At 48.8% G+C, this 18,351-nt stretch carries 14 protein-coding genes and 3 pseudogenes; 16 read left to right on the top strand and 1 reads right to left on the bottom strand.

Features of this window, described 5'->3' with window-relative positions; all coding sequences use genetic code 11:
- Positions 1-3 precede the first annotated feature (3 nt).
- The 15 genes and pseudogenes from CWM47_RS34135 to CWM47_RS40485 all read left to right on the top strand — a co-directional run.
- Positions 4-255, top strand: coding sequence for a hypothetical protein (locus CWM47_RS34135; RefSeq protein ID WP_100992985.1), 252 nt, complete (start codon positions 4-6; stop codon positions 253-255).
- A gap of 8 nt (positions 256-263) precedes the next feature.
- Complete coding sequence (gene topA, locus CWM47_RS34130) at positions 264-2,465, top strand: type I DNA topoisomerase (RefSeq protein ID WP_170069477.1); 2,202 nt, start codon at positions 264-266, stop codon at positions 2,463-2,465.
- A gap of 304 nt (positions 2,466-2,769) precedes the next feature.
- Positions 2,770-3,114, top strand: a complete 345-nt coding sequence (locus CWM47_RS34125; RefSeq protein WP_157816145.1) for a LytTR family DNA-binding domain-containing protein — start codon at positions 2,770-2,772, stop codon at positions 3,112-3,114.
- A 36-nt stretch (positions 3,115-3,150) separates the two neighbouring features.
- Positions 3,151-3,759 (top strand): phage replication initiation protein, NGO0469 family, encoded by a 609-nt coding sequence (locus CWM47_RS34120; RefSeq protein WP_100992982.1) that lies wholly within the window; start codon positions 3,151-3,153, stop codon positions 3,757-3,759.
- A gap of 70 nt (positions 3,760-3,829) precedes the next feature.
- On the top strand, positions 3,830-5,383 hold the full coding sequence (locus CWM47_RS34115; protein ID WP_100992981.1) for a type IV secretory system conjugative DNA transfer family protein: 1,554 nt from the start codon (positions 3,830-3,832) through the stop codon (positions 5,381-5,383).
- Between the two features lie 52 nt (positions 5,384-5,435).
- A complete protein-coding gene (locus CWM47_RS34110) occupies positions 5,436-6,023 on the top strand; it encodes a YWFCY domain-containing protein (protein WP_100992980.1) in 588 nt (195 codons plus the stop codon).
- Between the two features lie 148 nt (positions 6,024-6,171).
- On the top strand, positions 6,172-6,498 hold the full coding sequence (locus tag CWM47_RS34105; RefSeq protein WP_100992979.1) for a DUF6922 domain-containing protein: 327 nt from the start codon (positions 6,172-6,174) through the stop codon (positions 6,496-6,498).
- A gap of 160 nt (positions 6,499-6,658) precedes the next feature.
- Positions 6,659-7,444 carry a nucleotidyl transferase AbiEii/AbiGii toxin family protein gene (locus CWM47_RS34100; RefSeq protein ID WP_100992978.1) on the top strand — a complete coding sequence of 262 codons (786 nt, stop codon included), beginning with the start codon at positions 6,659-6,661 and terminating at the stop codon, positions 7,442-7,444.
- A 105-nt stretch (positions 7,445-7,549) separates the two neighbouring features.
- Complete coding sequence (locus CWM47_RS34095; protein WP_100992977.1) at positions 7,550-7,816, top strand: hypothetical protein; 267 nt, start codon at positions 7,550-7,552, stop codon at positions 7,814-7,816.
- A 128-nt stretch (positions 7,817-7,944) separates the two neighbouring features.
- Positions 7,945-8,073 carry a hypothetical protein gene (locus CWM47_RS39910; RefSeq protein ID WP_262511994.1) on the top strand — a complete coding sequence of 43 codons (129 nt, stop codon included), beginning with the start codon at positions 7,945-7,947 and terminating at the stop codon, positions 8,071-8,073.
- Between the two features lie 741 nt (positions 8,074-8,814).
- Entirely contained in the window at positions 8,815-11,772 is a 2,958-nt protein-coding gene (locus tag CWM47_RS34085; protein ID WP_100992975.1) for a DEAD/DEAH box helicase family protein, read from the top strand.
- Between the two features lie 78 nt (positions 11,773-11,850).
- A pseudogene (locus CWM47_RS34075) lies at positions 11,851-12,773 on the top strand (IS3 family transposase); the annotation flags it as partial.
- Between the two features lie 312 nt (positions 12,774-13,085).
- Positions 13,086-13,349, top strand: a pseudogene (locus CWM47_RS34070) (IS701 family transposase); the annotation flags it as partial.
- 17 nt (positions 13,350-13,366) lie between these two features.
- Complete coding sequence (locus CWM47_RS34065) at positions 13,367-14,209, top strand: RICIN domain-containing protein (protein ID WP_170069476.1); 843 nt, start codon at positions 13,367-13,369, stop codon at positions 14,207-14,209.
- A gap of 923 nt (positions 14,210-15,132) precedes the next feature.
- Positions 15,133-15,843, top strand: a pseudogene (locus tag CWM47_RS40485) (glycosyl hydrolase family 28-related protein); the annotation flags it as partial.
- 1,029 nt (positions 15,844-16,872) lie between these two features.
- Here the strand turns inward: CWM47_RS40485 and CWM47_RS39555 are convergent.
- Positions 16,873-17,058 (bottom strand): hypothetical protein, encoded by a 186-nt coding sequence (locus CWM47_RS39555; RefSeq protein WP_240626013.1) that lies wholly within the window; start codon positions 17,056-17,058, stop codon positions 16,873-16,875.
- Positions 17,059-17,094: 36 nt separating this feature from the next.
- Between CWM47_RS39555 and CWM47_RS39550 the strand changes: the two genes are divergently transcribed.
- Positions 17,095-18,264 carry an RICIN domain-containing protein gene (locus tag CWM47_RS39550; protein ID WP_240625994.1) on the top strand — a complete coding sequence of 390 codons (1,170 nt, stop codon included), beginning with the start codon at positions 17,095-17,097 and terminating at the stop codon, positions 18,262-18,264.
- The last annotated feature ends 87 nt before the right edge of the window (positions 18,265-18,351 follow it).

Here is an 18,351-nt window from a genome sequence, read left to right as displayed (position 1 = left end):
GTCATGCATAAACAAAAAAACAGCTCGGATTTGCTGGCGCCCATGCCGCTGTCCTTTTACCGCTTGGGACAGGGGGGTACGCCCCCACCCGTTTATGATCAGCAGCAGCTGCTACACTTACCCCGAGCGTTGATAAACGCCGACCAGCTCGTTCAACTTGGCGGGGGGATCAAGCCGATGGCTACAATCCGGCTGGCCGACCGGCCATCAACATCTTTACTGATGTACACATTGCTTTTTCGAACCTGTAACTAACCGTGCCCGTGAAAAAACTGCTAATTGTTGAATCGCCGAATAAATGTAAAAAGATCAGTTCCATTCTCGACAAACTCTACGGAGCTGGCGTTTGGAAAGTCGTCGCTTCGGTGGGTCACTTTCGGGATCTGCCCCTCAAATCATTGGGCGTCCATCGGGACCAGGGATATGGCCTGAGCTATGAGCTGCATCCTGATAAACTGAAGATCGTTAAGGACATCAAAGGCCTGGCTCAGCAGGTCGGGATTGCCAACTGTTATCTGGCAACGGATTTGGACCGGGAAGGAGAGTCTATATCATTCCACTTAGCTCAAATCCTCGGTATTCCGATTTCCCAGACCAAGCGGGTGACCTTCGACGAAGTCACCGAAAAAGCGATTGCAGCAGCTGTTTCAAACCCGCGGGTACTGGATATGAAACTGGTAAGTGCCCAGGAGGGGCGCCGGGCAATAGATCGGTTGACAGGCTACGAGATTTCACCACTCATGAGCCGCAAGCTAGGCAACCGGCTAAGTGCTGGCCGGGTCCAATCGGTAGCCCTGCGTTTAGTTGTGGAACGCGAGCGAACCATCGAAGCTTTTAAATCAAAATCGGATTTCAGACTTAAGGGGGAATTCCTGACACCAAATGGTGAAGGGATCAAGGCAACCTACCATCAACCGTTTCTGACGGAAGAAGCTATTGTTTCGTACTTAAAAGCCTCCGTACAGAAAACGTATTCCGTGGCCAGCATTGACGTAAAACCATTGGTGCGTCAACCCAGTCCACCTTTTACCACCTCCACCCTGCAACAGGATGCAATCCGGAAGCTCAGTAAGAAAGCGGGACGCTGGTCAGCCAAAAAAGTAATGGAGGTTGCTCAGGAGTTATTTGCCAAAGGGCATATCACGTATATGCGTACGGATTCTCCTAATTTATCGCAGGAAGCCGTCGAGGCCATTAAAGAACAGGTGAATACCCGTTTAGGCGCATCCTATTTTGAGGCAAGAACCTTCAAGGCCAAGCAAGCTGCACAAGAGGCTCACGAAGCCATTCGACCAACTCACTTTGACCATCAACAAGCTGGTGATACGCCGGATGAACAGGCGCTTTACGAACTGATATATCGTCGGGCTATGGCTTCCCAGATGAAACCGGCCTTGTTTGAACAGACTACGATATTCATCACCTCAGCTGATCCACAGGATTTATTTACGGCCGTAGCCAAAGTGGAAAAGTTCAATGGATACCTAGCCGTTTATGACGAAGAAACCGATGAAGAAGGGGAAGAAGAAACAACATCCCTGAAAAAAATTGCCAAAGGAGATAAACTACGCTGTCAGAAACTCATTGGCCGACAAACCTACAGCCAACCCGCCAAACGGTATGATGAGGCCAGTCTGGTTCGTGAGCTGGAAAAACGGGACATTGGGCGCCCATCTACGTACGCCAGCATTGTTGGTACAATTCAGGCTCGTGATTACGTGCGTACTGATTCTATCCCAGCCTCAAAGTTGCCATCAGTTATTTTTACCCTGGAAAATAATAAACTGGAAAAAAAAGTAGAGCAACAAACCGTTGGCGGTGATCAAAGCAAATTAGTCCCGAGTTCAGTGGGCCATCAGGTAACTGAATATCTGGAAGCTAATTTCAGCAAACTGGTCGATTACGCGTTCACGGCTTCCATGGAAAAGCGTCTGGATGAAGTTGCCGGTGGAAAAGCTACTTATAAACAAGTAGTGAGTGAGTTTGATACGGATCATCAGCATTTGCTGCAGTTAGCGGATGCATCTCAGCACGACGTCGTCCGAACTCCATCGATGCTTGAAGTTGGAGAACTTAATGGAGAACCCGTAAAAACCGGCAAGGGGAAGTACGGTACTTACGTCCTGTATAAAGGGGAATTCCTGGATGCACGCCAGTATGAACCAGATCAAATTACGCTGGACCTGGTCGTACAATTACTGGAAAAGAAAAACCAGCAGCTCCCGCAACGTCATGAAAATTTGATTCACAAAGTAGGAAAGTATGAAGTCCGTCAGGGTCCACATGGCCAGTACGTGACTGATGGTAAGACCAATGCCCGTTTACCTCATCAAATTACCACCACCGAGCAGATCAAGCAACTGACAAGCGAAAACTGCCAGGCAATACTAAATAGCTATCAAACCTGGAAAAAATCGCAGGCAGGAGGCAAGAGCCAACCAAAACAAGTTGCCAAAAAAGGTTGATCGCTAGGTCTAGCCACTCGGTTTGTAAACTAATCTCTATTTACTCTAAAACCCGACTGCCTATGGAAAAAGGCCGGCAGCGATTGCCTTACTTGCTCTTATCGACCCGGTCATCATGCCCACATGCCTGAAAAGTCGATAAATGAAAAAATTCGTCGACTTTTTTTATAATTTGATTTGAACTTCATCTCATTAATTTGAAAATTATTTTATAAGAATATCTTTGCGTATAAAAAGACATTGGTTAAGTAATGATTACACTACGATGAAAAAGGGTAAATCCACTTCTACGGGATCCTACTTGTTGATTGCAGGATACCATGGTCGCGAACTGATTGAGGCGGACCAGATCATTCGTTTGCAGGGCGAACGTAATTATACGTGGTTATACCTGGCCAATGGAGAAAAGCATATACTGGCTAGTACGCTGAAGCGAATCGAAGCGATACTTCCTCATTTTTTGCGCATCAACAAAGGCCATCTAATTAATCCAATTTACATTAAACGGTTTCATGATTCATCGCCACCGGCCGGCAGAAAAATCAGTGCAAGCAGGGCCAGTAAAGGCATGATGCTCCTCCACAGTGGCGACCGCCTGCCCTGGTCAAGACGCCGGCTTTACCACTACCTGGAAGCCTTTGCCAATTAATTTACCCCACCTGGTTTACGTAAATCTGTTTCAATCATGAGCTTAACTACGATCATCAAAAAGAACCAACTTCGGGAGCAACTACCTGATGCGGCTCACCCCGCTTTACTACGTCGAATTATTGAGCTTGGTAGTTTACCAACCGTTTGGAACAACGTCACTACCATCCGGCCTCGTCTCTTATTAACCTGGGTAATTCCGTCAATAACGCTAATAATTGGCGATCAACCCCGGCCCGCTCTGGTGCATAAAGAGTATCTTTTATCACTGCAACAAAATGCTCACCTCTACAAAGATATCGTCGCCATGAGAGGACGTGAATTTGGGGATGAATACGATAACACCCCATTTGACGTGTTATCGATCCTGGGTATGCCGTGTTTAGTCACAACCAAACAGGAAACGGGAAAACAACCTATCGTTATCAGCCTCGAGGCTTTTCCAGAAGATGAGTTTTACCCTGAAACCGATCTCTCATTCCAATCCCTGACTTATACCAATTTTGACTGGGCCTTGTATAATTCACTCAGTAAGACAGTTCGGGAAAAGATGGAAAAAACGCCGCAGTTTCAGCAGGTGCTGGCTCAAAATCCTACCCGGCAACCTATAGCTGTTGATGAGACGGCAATTAATCTGCCACTTTAATTTAACCCGCTACGTGGCAACTAAACAAGCATAAAAAAGCAAAGGACTTCAACTAAAAACAGACTAACCTATGGAAAACATTTTCAATGATTCCGACCACTTAGGCCACGCATTTTCCCAGTTTACCAGCTTTCAGGGTAACGAGTATTCCATAAACATTCCCTTGGTAACCAATGATTTTTATGCTGGCAAATATAAGGAATGGTTAAACGTTCTCAATCCTTTCCGGGGAAATCTGGTTCTGGGTTCCCCCGGATCCGGTAAGACCAAGACGATTGTTCACAACTATGTCAAGCAGTTTATTGAGAAGGGATTTGTTACTTCGCTTTACGAATATAAGGACGATTATTTAAGTCAAGTCGCCTTTCACACCCTGCAGACAAACCAGCATGTCTTCAAAAAACAATATGGGGTAGACGCTACGTTTCATGCAGTTAATTTTATGTCACCTACCCATTCGGTACGCTGCAACCCCTTTGCAGGCAATCAGCTACTGAGTATTATAGATGCTCAACTGGCCGCTGCTTCCATTCTTTGCAATCTGAATAAAGTTTGGATACAGCAACGAGGTGATTTTTTCGTCGAGTCAAGCATTACTTACCTGGCCTCCTGTTTGTGGTTTCTGAAACGATATACTGATGCGCAAATGGCAAGTAAAAATATATCGACTTCTTACTGTAGTTTACCCCATCTGATTGAATTTGCGCTTCAGGATTATCAAACCGTATTTGCCTTATTGGACACGCTCCCGGAATTAGATCCCTTGATTCAGCCTTTGCGAAACTGCTTTGAAGAAGGTATCTCAACGGATTCATTTGACCATATTGAAGGCATACTGGCTGTTACCCGAGTAGGGCTATCTCGTCTGGCTAATCCGGAGATGTACTGGATTATGACTGGCGAGGAGCCCTTGGTGGATATTAATGATTCGAAGGCCCCAAAAATTCTAAGCCTAATTAATCATCCGGAGCATAGCTCAGCCTATGGTGTTTCCTTAGCGTTGCTGGCCAGACAGGTTGGTCATCAGGTTAACAGGCGGGATGACGGCAAAAAGGCATTTATCGTCGATGAATTGCCTACGATCTATATCGATGGACTTGATAATTTGTTAGCAACCGGCCGCTCGAATAAAGTAGCTACCTGTTTTACAATGCAGGACGTAGTTCAGCTGGAACGTAACTATGGTAAACACGAAGCAAAAGCAATTTTCGATCTACCTAACACCCTTATCACGGGGGCCTGTTTCGGACCCTCAGCGGCGCGCGTGGCCAGTCGGCTGAATGAAGTAGATGAATGGAGCACTGATGAGTCTGCATCCAGAACAAAAAAGGCCAGGATGATTACTGAAGACATGCTACGGACGATGCCTTACGGGTATTTCGCCGGGAGAGTATCACCTTCATTCGCCGGTTCAGAAGGACAAGCAAAGTTTATTGCCAAAATCCCTCTAGAATCGACCCCCTGGCTGGCAAATCGTCGATCGACAATCTTACCAGCTCATCCAGAATTGGAAGGACTTACCGACGAGCAGATTGAACTGCGTTTTCAGGAAAATATGGATTTAGTACAAAATCAAATCGGTGAATTAATTCGAAACGCCGACAATCAGAATAACCTATCATGAATTTGATCTCAATCTAACGGTATCTCAACTTACATCAAATAGTCGACCACTTATGAGAAAGGACATTGAACAAGACAAAGAGAGTGCTTTTTGTGATTATGAATGGTTACCATATGCCCTGTTGATTTTTCACTACTACGTGATCGGTAACCGAATCTTACAGACGATGAACTTACCACATCAGTTTATGGACAGAATCGTTGTTAGACTGGAGGAAACCGAAGAAGCCAGCAGTCTTTTTATCGTCACTTGGCGAATAAAACTGCTCATTCTGTTTCTGATCTTATTACAAGATTTTGTCTACCTAAAGTATAGTAGTAAACCCGTTGCCAAAACTAAATTAAGAAAAGGAATCACTCTCAGTTTGATCGGGCTTATGCTTTTTTGGGGCAGCGGCTGGATGTTGAAGCCATCAAACTTAAATGAAATCTATTCAACCATGTTTTACATTAGCCTGACAGTAGTTGGTCTGTTTCTAATAAAACGCTCCTTGACGATTTTGGTGCCAATACTAGGCAATAATGGTTATTCAGATCCTAATGATTCATCAGACTGGCGTGGAGGTCCAGATGATTCGCCTGCTGCGATCCTGCCACGTATGGGAAGAATACGTCAACAATCCGCTGCCTCACACCCATAATTCTAAATTACTGCCTGTTAACGCCTTAAGTCGAAACAGGCCTAAAATACTTGACTACGACACCTATCTCGCTTATTTTTAGGTATTAATGGTTTTCTTAACAACAGGACTCTGCCGGTCAACAAATCAGATTTAAACGACAAAAACGATGAATGTCTCCACTGAATCCAAACCCGTTTCTCTGCAATTCAATAAACGTAGTTTTTGGGGTTTAGATACTCAAAAGATGGATATCAATAACCCAGTCGATGCGGATACGATTATAGCAAGGGTAATGGACAATGGTACGCATGAGGACCGAGCCATGGCAGTCCGTTATTTTGGTATTGACCGAATTAAACAGGCATTATTTAACGCCCCCGAACTCCAGTCGACTACCATTTCTTTCTGCAGTTTGTGGTGGAGTGTTGAGCCAACTGCTTTCCTGAGCAGCCGCAAAAAAGCCGCAGAACCTATCCAATTCGTCAGTTTTTAAGAACGTACTCGTAGTGAAAGCATTCGAAAGCCTAGTAATGAGCTAAGATAATTAGCTCATTACTAGGCAATAAGCTATTTTTAACGATAAATATTTTCTATATTGTCTATTGAAAATTCATTTTATAATGACAATGCGGAGTGTTTAACCCGCGTAGAAAATGATGCTGCATTATCAGAGCCTGGATACCAGTACGTTCAACGTACTTCATGAATTAATGGCGAACCCAACCCTTAAGGAGGCTGGATTTGTCCTGTGCGGAGGAACGGCACTAACGCTTCAACTGGGTCACCGCATGAGCACTGACATTGACCTCTTCAGTCCCCTTAATGTAACAGCGCCCAAGATGAAATCCTTTATGGAGAAAACCTTCGGGGACCGGTTGGATATAACGTCTATGGGTGACCTGGGGATCAGGAGCTTTTTGGACGGTGTTAAACTGGATATGATCAAGTTTCCTTACCCAATGAAGCACAGCCCGCTTGAGGTCAATGGGTTGAGAGTAATAGGTCTCGATGATGCATCGGCCATGAAACTTCATGCGGCCGCTAACCGGGGAGCCCGTCGGGATTACGTTGATTTAGCCGAGTTGCTCCAGAAAATGCCATTTGAGAGAATATTAATTAACTATCAAAATCAGTTTAACCCTTCCCCACAAGCACTTGAGCATACGCGCCGGGCAATTACATTTTTTGATGACGCTGAACGTACCACTACTGCCATTGATATGCTAAATGGACGTCGATGGGAAACGACTAAACAGATCATCCGGCAGAGCGTCGCCAACCCACGACATATTCAACTGCTACCCCCGCCCAAACCACCCCTGGCCGCTAATCCGCATCAACAGGGTATTCCAACGGTAAGCAACTCAAAGCCAGCACAGCTAATAACATTTCACCAGAAAGGGACTACTACAAAGCCAAGGCAAACCCCGAAACATTAATAGAGCAGTTATCCTGAGTGAAAGCCAATAGGTAGTATATTTGATAGGATGCAGGATGCACTCCCAGACTAGTATAAAAAGGATAAACCTTACAGGGCTAAACTCATGACGGTTCACTTTGACGCAGTTAACGATTTGTACCCACAGGCTCAAATACTGGATTTGTACGAATACTATAAAGGCAGGACAAGAACCGCCGTTGCACCACTTCAGCAACCATCGGACCAGCCTCAACAGCGGGAAAAACAAATTCAGCAACTGGTTTCATCAGTCATCCAACAGGGTGCAACCCGTATCGTGCTCACCGTTCAAGACCTAAATGGGACGGTCTATCATCCGGACTTTAAAACAGATGAATTAATTTGGCACTAAGTCAATTTCCCGGTATAAGTAACGGGATAGAGGGGATAAGTCTTTTCTATTACTCTGACTGTTAATGATTTAGCTTCGGTTGACGCTAATAATTTACTATCTTTAGTAAATCAATAATCGTGACCGCTATGACTACTCAACAAGCCTCCCTACTTAGGGATGCCAACCAACACGGTATTCAATACAACAACAATAAACTGGTTATGCCAACCGTACTGATCGGTGAGGGTAATTATTATTTGGCCTTCAATGAGTAAGTTGATGTTGTCCAGAAAGCTACGGGTGGCTTTTTCTGCGTAGGGGAAGCGGATATTTACACTGCGTTTCCCCAAGCCTGGCTTATTGATCGAAATTTGCTACACATCATCGGAAAACTTTCGAACGGTAAAGTACTCGTTGTTGATTCCTTGTAAGAAATTACCTGAATCCCATCATAGCAATGAGCCTGGTAGCAGGCTCATTGCTGCTTTATTCAAACGCTACCGAATCTACTGACAATAGTACGTGCCAGGCGACAGGGATTAAGCAAAGAACTACTGCACCACACCTGGTTACACAATACCATCTTATCAAACGTATAGATATTACCGTTAGTGACAGACACTCCCACCACAACAGGGAATAAGGGGAAAAGCGTTTAATTGATTTCGCATATTTGATTTTATAATTGATTATTTGAAAATAAAGGTGTATTTTATTAATAGATAATCGCAACAAATACGCCCTTTTAATGAACCGCTCCGTAAAGAAAAAACGACGGCTGGACAATCTTTGTACCAGCAGTTGAGCATCTTTGATTCCATTGGGTTTGATGTCCTGACTAAAGAGGTCGTTAGCCAGCTTACCCAGCCAACCGCGCTTGCGGCTTCTGGACTGCTTGACGCAATCCCCCCCTGCATTCCTATTTCCGAATTAATCAGAATACTGTATTAACCCCTTTTGGAGAAAAAGCCAAATTAATTGCCAACGTCACGGCTATCCGGTTAGCCAAACAATTATTGCGGGAAGATCGACTGGCTACCGACGACGAAAAAAAGCTGTTAGTTCAGTTTTCAGGCTGGGGGGAACTGGCAAACGTGTGGAATCTGGAAGCCTTTGCCGAGTACGGAGAAGCTACCGCCCAGCTCTCGCCCATGAGCGCCGAGGTGGAACGTTGGGGTAAACGCTATTATAAAGCACGTTTGGAACTAGGGGAACTGTTATCTGATGAAGAAATAGAACGTGCTTCCCAATCAACGCTAAATGCGTATTACACCAGTCATACCGTTATCAAAGCCATCTGGCAAGCCGTTGTTTCAATGGGATTTACCGGAGGGCGCATGGTAGAGCCCGCGGCGGGTAGTGGTCATTTTATTGGTGCCATGCCGGACAATTTACGTCAGCAAAGCCGCGTAACGGCTATCGAAAAGGATACACTGACGGCGCAGATTCTAGGGTTGCTGTATCCTGAACTTGAAACCCACGCGAGCGGGTTTGAGGACGTACAGATTCAGCTTGAAAGTATTGATTTAGTCATTGGAAATGTACCCTTTGGCAACTACAAGGTGTACGACCGTCACAATCGGGATTTATCCGATCTACCAATTCATAATTACTTTATTGGCCGTTCAGCCCGGTTAATTCGGGAAGGGGGATTACTGGCTCTGATAACCTCAGCGGGAACGCTGGATAGTGGAAGCCGTAAGTTTCGCCAACGCTTGCATCGGGAAGGAATGGAACTGGTAGGGGCTATCCGGTTGCCAAGTTGTGCGTTTGAGCAAAACGCAGGTACAGAAGTAACGACCGATATTTTATTTATGCAAAAGTGCGTAGCTAGTGTACGCCGGTTTAGTCAATTTTCATATGTCGGAACAACGACCGTACGCACGATAGCCCCGGTCGATGAAGAAACCGAAATTGCGAAATCGATTATCATAAATGAGTATTTTGCCGAGCGGCCTGCAATGATGCTGGGTGAAATGTTTCTGGCCGAAGAAGTAGGAAAAGGAAGTTTATACCGGGGAGATTCCCAAACGTTATTTCTGGCTAATCCCAACGAATTGACCACTCGTCTTGACGGCGCATTAACCTTTTTGCCAGCAGCCATTTTTAAACCTCTTAACCGGAACCCATTTGGTGAATTGGGCCGTATGGCGGTGAATGGCTATGCAGGACGCGTAAACATCAAAGGGCGCAGTTTTACTCAATCCCTGATTATCCGCGAGTACGAGACCTTAAAAGCCGCCTTCTCTGCGTTGCTACGTGCGGAACTGAACGCAGAAGCCGACGTAGTTACCGACCCATTGCGGCAGGCATTAAACAACGAATATTACCGCTTTACGGGTTGTTTCGGTAAGCTTAATAAAAACCGCTCAATTGCTTTTCTGGAAGGGTACGACCCTAAATTTTTGATGGTTCAGGCCCTTGAACTGATTGAAAAAGGAAAGGACGGAAAAGATATCATTAGTAAATCGGCTATTCTGACCGAGCGGGTTTATCCGCTCCGTCCCTTGTCAGTGGTCGAAACCGCCGAGGATGCATTACGGGTTTCTCTTTATGAGTGCGGACGCATAGACAGCGCCTTTATAGCGGCAAAATTAACCAAAACAATTTCCGAAGTAGAGCATGAATTAATCACAAAACGATTGGTTTTTCGACACCCGGCGACTGATAAGTTGATTGATCGTGACACGTATTTGTCAGGGGATATTCGGGAGAAGATAGTACAGGCAAGATTATGGCTGGATCAGAAACCGGCATTACAGGCCAACATTCTTGCCCTGGAAGCTGTCATGCCCCCAACGGTTCCGCTCTCATTAATCACTTTCCAGTTAGGTTCCGTCTGGCTACCAGCCGAACTAATTACGGAGTGGATAAAGCACGAACTTGAACTGGATATACGCTTACGGTATAACGATCAGTCCTGTGCATATGATCTTACAGTCAACAATCCGTACGCGGTGAAAAACCGATCTATGGGAACGGCAGAGCGTAAAGCATCTGATTTGATCGAATCCGCGCTTAATGGACGTAGCGTCGTGGTTACAAAAACCATTCTTGACGCAGAAGGTAATAAGCGGGAGGTTAAAGACATTGAAGCCACTTCACAGGCCGTACAAGCGCAGGAAGTCCTACAGGAGCTGTTTATTGACTACTGCCGGACAAACTACGTGGAACGCATAGAAAAAGCGTTTAATGACCGTTTTAACGGCCACGTATTTAAAACGTACCACCGGCCACAGGTTGCCCATTATCCCGGTGCCAGTCCGTTCATTTTTTTGCGGAACCACCAGTTTAAAGGCGTTGAACGGATAAAAGATGAGGATACCATGTTGGCCCATGAAGTAGGTACGGGTAAGACCTTTACCATGATTTCAGCGGCAATGGAAATGATACGGCTAGGGCGATTGTCGAAGGTCATTATTGCCGTGCAAAATTCAACGGTAAGGGATTTTGCTAGAGCGTGGCAAACGCTGTATCCGGCCGCGTTAATTTATGTACCGGAGAAATCCGATCTGGAAACCACCAATCGAAAACGGTTTCTACAACGCATTGCCACCAATAAATTTGATGGAATTGTTTTACCGCAATCATTCTTGAAATTTATACCTTCCGACCCGACCGCCGAGGAAGAATTGATCAGTGAAGAAATTGCCCGAATTGAAGCGCAGGGCAGTTCATCCAGAGAAGACCAACGCGCCAGTAAAAAACACATTAAGGCGCTGAACAAATTAAAACTGAGCGTTGAGGTCAGGCGCAAAGCGCAGGCCGACCGCAAGCAGGACGATATTTTACATTTTGCGCAGTTAGGTGTAGATGGTTTATTCTTAGACGAGGCCCACAAATATAAGCGCTACGGCTTCCACACGCACCGCCGAAATATTAAAGGGATCGATTCGGAGGGGTCACAAGATGCATTCCAGGCAATGGCAAAATGCCGGACAATTCAACGCAAAGGGGGGCGGGTTGTACTGTGACCTCCCCCCAGAAAAGCGTTCCAGTATAAAGTAGAGAAAATCGGGCGATTTGGATTAACTTAAATCAAACAAATCGTCATGAAGAAAACGAAGTTCACCGAAGCGCAAATCGTTTTTGCTCTCAAACAATCTGAGACGGGAGTAGCCGTAGCTGAAGTATGCCGCAAAATGGGCATTAGCGAGGCCACCTTTTACAATTGGAAGAAGAAGTATGGCGGATTGGGTGTTGCCGAACTGCACCGATTACGCCAGTTGGAGGAAGAAAACCGTCAACTGAAACAGCTAGTGGCCGACTTTAGCCTAGACAAACAAATGCTTCAGGATGTGCTCAAAAAAAAGCTTTGAGGCCAGTTCAGCAACGAAAACTGGCCTCAAGTTTAATCGAAAATTATCGTGTTTCAGCCCGTCGTGCCTGCTCTGTTATTCAGTTCCGTCGATCTTCCTTGCCGTTTAAGTCTCGTCGTCGAGATGACTCCGTGATCCGGAAACGAATCAAAGAAATTGCCCAAGTAAGGGTTCGGTACGGTTATCAGCGGATTTATGTGCTGTTGCGCCGGGAAGGCTGGCGTGACAACCACAAAAGGGTGTATAGGGTGTATTGTGAAGAAGGATTGCATCTCAGAAGCAAGCGTCCCCGTCGTAACCGAGCCGCTGCCCACCGGATGGAACGCCCTCAACTCTCCAGTATCCATCAGTGCTGGAGTATGGATTTTGTGGCCGATCAGCTTTTTGATGGGCGAAAAATCCGGGCGTTAACTATAGTGGATAATTATAGTCGTCAGTGCATAGCCATTAACGTCGGACAGTCATTAAAAGCAGAAGACGTAGTAGCAGTGATGAATCACTTAAAAATTGTAGATTTGACTGTACCCCAACGGATTCAAGTCGATAACGGGAGTGAATTTATTTCGAAGGCGCTGGACTTGTGGGCGTATGATAACGGAGTAACGCTGGATTTTTCCAGGCCTGGTAAACCGACCGATAACCCGTTTATTGAATCATTGGTAGTGGCTGAACTGTGTTGATAGTTGTCAATCCCAGGCGAAAGCATGGATAACCTTATGGCGTAAGTATGACAAAATCAATACTTTAGAGCTTATCTATACAATGGCTACTTTTGCTGATCAACACAGTTGAGCCACTACCAACGTATCCAATAAGGGGGGTACCTGGCAAGAATTTGAGGTTGGCTTTGATCAAGTTTATCAAAAAAAGCAGGTTATTCAACATGGTTTTGAGTCCATCTGGGCATATGCCCAACAGCTATTAACTGATGTTACGCCACCTTTTGAGCGGCAGGTTTAACTTTGAATATGCAGACAACTCTTGACCTTTATACCGACTACTTACTCAGTAGCTTTGGCCAGACTACCGCTACTGGTCTGTCACGGCTGACGGATGGAGCTGTAGGCCACGATGCAGTGACCGATCTGCTCAACCGACTGCAAGGTGATAATCGAATGCTGGGGCAACACGTTAAACCCCTGATTCGCCAAATTCAGGAACCCGATGGGGTACTGCTCACCGATGACAGCATCGCTCATAAACCCCACAGTGACGAAAATGGGCTAGCTAGCTAGCGGTGAACCTGAGTGTGCCCACCCCCCAGACCAGCAACGGGGTGGCCTACGAGTTCACGGGCTGGAGTTCGGGCCTGGGGGCGAGCCTGACGGTGCCTTCGGCCAGTGCTACCTACACGGCCAACTTCACCGCCAGCGGCAGTCAGTCAACCTCCCCGGTCGTGTCGGGGGCCCTCTACACGATCATTGCCAAACACAGTGGTAAAGCACTAGAACTCTATAACGGTTCCCGAGACGATGGCGGCCGGATCGTTCAGTGGTCGGTTAACGGGGGTGATAACCAGAAATGGTTATTCACCAACCTTAACAACGGCTATTACTCGATTAAGTCAGTTTCAAGCGGCAAATTATTGGATGTCTACGGTGTATCAATGGATAATGGTGCCTCAGTTCTTCAATGGTCATCTAACGGGCAGTATAACCAGCAGTTCAAACTGGTCGACGTGGGGGGCGGCTACTTCAACATCGTGGCCCGCCACAGCAACAAAGTATTCGATATTGCCGGCATCTCGCAGGCCGACGGCCCCCGGCTGCAACAGTGGTCGAACTCGGGGGGCGACAATCAGAAGTTCCGCTTCAGTCGGCTGAGCGGGGGCCGGTCGGGGGCCAGCCAGGAGAGTGGCGTTGAGGTGTCGGTGGTGGTGTATCCCAACCCGGCCGCTGATCTGGTGCGGGTGTCAGGCACGGGAGGTGGCGAAGTTCGGGTGGTAGACGTGCTGGGCCGGTTGCAGACCCGGGCGCAGAGCGTTGGGGACGGGGCGGAGTTGGACATCTCGGCGTTGGCGCCGGGGGTATATCTGGTGCAGCTTCACAAAGATGAGCAACTCATCAGCCGTAAACTTATCATCAACCACTAGAACAGTTTAGCTTTCAAATAGAAATATGCCGCTCCAAACGGATTAGTAAATCAACTTGACTTAATTGACTTTCCAATGGGCTTTACCTTAAAAGTGACCAAAATTACATATAGGTAAAAATACACTATACGAGACTATCGCTGCATCTCCTGAATCGATTCGTTCAGGAGCAGTATAATCCAACTAATACATGAATACCGGCTATTCTACTGTGGCCCGTATGCTTGTGTTGGTTGGATTAATTATAAATAGGCATTAAAAACCAGCGGATGACCACGCCTGTAATCAACAGAAGTCGATTGAATGTCAAGGTGATGCGTTAGTGCGACAGTCCGCATAATTGTCCGTTTAGATTCATATTTATAGTCATTCATCTGAATAATTTAGACTACAAGTTACCTTAATTATACGCTTCTAAAGATTTTAAATTGTATTTTTCTGTGATATTTAAAATTGATTTCTTTATTAAACGGTAGTTTTTCTTATACTTGCACAAAATTCAATTAAACCACCAAAACTGCATGAAAAAGTACTTACTAAAGCAAGTAGTTGTTATTTTTCAGTTTTTTTAAATCTAGTGTGCTTGTTAATTGATTTTTTGACAACACCAGATAGTACCAAATGCGAGAAACTCAATATATATACCTCTTATTGAGTCTACTTCCGGTAGTTTCTCGACTTTTAGTCATCTATTAGTAAACTCACACCCAAAGATCGTTACTTATTATGATAAAGCCCGAAATAGGCTTTATCTAAGAGCGCTATACTCTGTCAATAATCTGTGTAACAACATTAATTTTCTACTACTTTTAGGTATTCAGCCCGTGTGGGCACAGCTGGCGCTCTTTAACACCACCGCCACCGCCCTGCCCGGTCAGGCCATCAGCCTGCAGGGAAACTTCTCCCCCACCGCCAAAGCCTTCATGCTCGTGGGTAACGCCAACACACCCACCCCCCTGCCCATCCTGACCCAGAGTGCCAACCACCTGGCCGCCCAGATTCCCGCCCAGACCCCCGCCGACCTCTACCAGGTCTGGGTCGAGGACCAGGGACAACGAAGCCCCGCGGTCTGGATCAACCAGGCCCAGGCTCACCACGCCGACGGACTCATCATCAGCCCGGGCGGGCCCCTGCGCATCTTCGGCCGGAACCTGCGGCTGGGAAACGCCACCCCACAGGTCCGACTGACGGCCAACGGCGTCACCCTGGAGGCCTCCGTCAACCTCAGCCAGAGCGACCCCTACAAACTCTCCCTGGTGATGCCCGCCGGGCTCCAGCCCGGAACCACCTACTCCCTGCTGGTGAGCAACGGCACGGGCGGAACCAACGGACAGACCCGGCTCAGCCAGTCCCTGACGGCGGTGCCCGCCGGGGGCGACTATTTCGGGCTCGGCGTGGGCTGGGCGGCCCGGCTCAACTTCACCGGCAACGTCTACAACGTGAAGACCGACGGCCGGCTCAGCCTCAAGGCGGTGGGCGACGGCAACGCCAACGACCAGCCCGCCATCCAGGCCGCCATCGACCGGGCGGCCGCCGACGGGGGCGGCATTGTCTACCTGCCGGCGGGCAACTACAAGCTGAGCCACTACTACTTCGAGTACCTGCGCATGCGCAACCGGGTGGTGGTCCAGGGGGCGGGCAAGGACCAGACCGTGCTCCGCTACGGCTACCAGCTGGAGAGCTCGCACATGGCCGTGCTGTTTGCCCCGGGCACCAGCCTGTCGGGTCTGGCCGATCTCTCGCTGCTCAACATCGACAACAGCGGCAGCTCCGCCATGGGCAACCTGCGGGCCAATCAGGTCAGTCAGGTGTTCATGCAGCGCGTCCGGCTGGACCTCAACCGGGGGGACTGGATGGAGCTCAGCAACACCGACCAGCTGGTGCTGGCCAACTCGGACTTCACCCAGGGGGTCAACAACAACAGCAGCTACCGGGGGCCCATCAACATGAATGCCAGCACCAACTTCGTCCTGACCCGCAACAACATCACCTTCGCGGTGAACGGACTGAACTTCGACTACACCCACGAGGGGGTCTTCGAGCAGAACCGGGTGTACCGCGACGGCTCGGCCCGCTACCCCGCCAACCTGCTTCAACACGTGCTGATTCTGAACTTCACCGAGAACATCGCCGTGCTGGGCAACCTCTTCAGGGTCATCAACGGACCGGCCCAGAACGCCAACGACGGCGAGACGATCATTGCCGAGGGGGGCGGCACCGACCGCGTCGATGAGGAGACGGGGACGGTGAGTGCAGCGGGGGCGACGAGCCTGACCGACAACGGCAAGAACTGGGGCAGCTTCCAGCGCAAGCCAATCGTGGCCATCGTCAGCGGGACGGGCATGGGCCAGTGGCGCAGCATCACCAGCCGCAGCGGGACCACGCTGAACCTGGACCGGGGGTGGGATGTGGTGCCGGGGGCGGGCAGCAATTATGCGATCTTCAACTGGGGAGCCCGCCGGTGGCTCCTGCAGGGCAACACCCTGGAGGGCAACCGCCGGGGCATCACCCTCTACCACAACGCCACGAGCGAAGTGGCCGTGGTGGGTAACACGCTGACCAACAGCGGCTCGATCGACTTCACCCCCCTCCAGCAGAACACGGGCCGTCAGCAGTTCATTCCTATGTATAATAACCAAATTCTAAATAATACGGTAGCTAACTTAGACCGAACGAATGGGGTATTCATTGGGGTGCATGCGGTGCAGCACGTGCAGACGCGCACCTTCGGCACCTCCGTGATCGGTATGGAGATGCGGGGCAACAGCCTGACGGCGGGCCAGCCCAACGTGCCGGCCGTGGTGGATGCCAACTACCCCGAGGGCTACCTCAACTACCTGGAGTATCACCAGATGAGTGTGTATCAGGACGAGCGGATCCCGGCGGTGCTGGGGACCATCTTCGAGAGCAACCGGGCCAACAACTGTGCCAACGGGCTGTACCTCAACACGGGCTCCTACAACACGGTGGTGTGCGACCTGCAACTGGTGAGCTCGGGGGGCCTCAAGGACAGTCCGCTGGACAACATCAGCCACGGGGCAGTGGGGACGGGGAGCTGCAATCCGACCATCCAGCCGGTGAGCGCGCCGGTCCAGACGGTGAGTCTGAGCTGGGTGACGAGTCCGGCGGGCTTGCAGGTGAGCCTCAACGGGCAGACGCGCACCACGCCCTACTCCCAGACATTCCTTGTCGGCAGCACGGTGAACCTGAGTGTGCCCACCCCCCAGACCAGCAACGGGGTGGCCTACGAGTTCACGGGCTGGAGTTCGGGCCTGGGGGCGAGCCTGACGGTGCCTTCGGCCAGTGCTACCTACACGGCCAACTTCACCGCCAGCGGCAGTCAGTCAACCTCCCCGGTCGTGTCGGGGGCCCTCTACACGATCATTGCCAAACACAGTGGTAAAGCACTAGAACTCTATAACGGTTCCCGAGACGATGGCGGCCGGATCGTTCAGTGGTCGGTTAACGGGGGTGATAACCAGAAATGGTTATTCACTAACCTTAACAACGGCTATTACTCAATCAAAACCTTCAGCACCGGTAAAGCCCTCGATGTGTACGGGGTCTCGAGTAACGACGGGGCTCAAGTGCTCCAGTGGACGGCCAGCAACCAGAATAACCAGCAGTTCAAACTGGTCGACGTGGGGGGCGGCTACTTCAACATCGTGGCCCGCCACAGCAACAAAGTGCTCGATATCGATGGCAATTCGCAGGCCGACGGAGCCCCACTGCAACAGTGGTCAAACTTGGGGGGCGACAATCAGAAGTTCCGCTTCAGTCGGCTGAGCGGGGGCCGGTCGGGGGCCAGCCAGGAGAGTGGCGTTGAGGTGTCGGTGGTGGTGTATCCCAACCCGGCCGCTGATCTGGTGCGGGTGTCAGGCACGGGGGGTGGCGAAGTTCGGGTGGTAGACGTGCTGGGCCGGTTGCAGACCCGGGCGCAGAGCGTTGGGGACGGGGCGGAGTTGGACATCTCGGCGTTGGCGCCGGGGGTATATCTGGTGCAGCTTCACAAAGATGAGCAACTCATCAGCCGTAAACTTATCATCAACCACTAGAACAGTTTAGCTTTCTCAGAGATACGAAGCGAATTTCTTAAAAAGCAACACAATCTTTATAGAACGAAAGAAGCCACTCCATTGACA

This window comes from Spirosoma pollinicola, assembly GCF_002831565.1.
GTDB classification, from domain to species: Bacteria; Bacteroidota; Bacteroidia; order Cytophagales; family Spirosomataceae; genus Spirosoma; species Spirosoma pollinicola.
Note: the sequence above shows the minus strand (reverse complement) of the source record. Positions and strands in the feature narration are given on the sequence as shown.